Source organism: Vibrio sp. Y176 (genome assembly GCF_033438945.1).
On record NZ_JAWOQS010000991.1, the window covers coordinates 1 to 555 of the forward strand.

At 45.4% G+C, this 555-nt stretch carries 1 protein-coding gene; it reads right to left on the minus strand.

What is annotated here, in order from left to right; genetic code table 11:
• The coding region (nrfD, locus tag R7O13_RS29810) for an NrfD/PsrC family molybdoenzyme membrane anchor subunit (protein ID WP_318305584.1) at positions 1 to 555 on the minus strand (555 nt) is incomplete at both ends.

A 555-nucleotide genomic window follows, 5' to 3' on the forward strand; every position in this document is an offset into this window, starting at 1 on the left:
CCAAACTCAATGTTGTCACGACAAAGACGTAACTACCTTTATGGCGAACTTCAGAAGGCATTAACCAGTTCAATATTAGCGGCATCAACATACCAATCAACACAACACCAACCCAGAACCACTGCGCCCAAAAGCCGTTGGATATTGCATTCCAAGCTGCGACTTCGTTTTGTCCCCCGCTGAAAATCAGGCCAGTAAAGAACGTTACTAAAACGAACAACTCGAATAATACAACCGGACGTTCAAAGCCATGCACCCATGAAACACTAGGACTGGATGTCGGCTCTTTAAACACTAAGATTCCGAACATCAAACATGCCGCTGCGCCCGAAGAAAGGCTTGAGAATAGGAACAAAATCGGCAACACCGGATTGTTGAGCATCGGGTAGGTTTTAAGTGCCGATAGTAGGAAACCAGTATATGCCGCCAGTACTATCGCCAAGAAACCCAAGAACAACTCGATGGCATTACTCACCTTTCCAGCCTTGATCAAAAAGCCATCCACAAAGTCGAGTAATCCGCTCGGTAATTTGCCTTCACAAAAGCTGATGATTT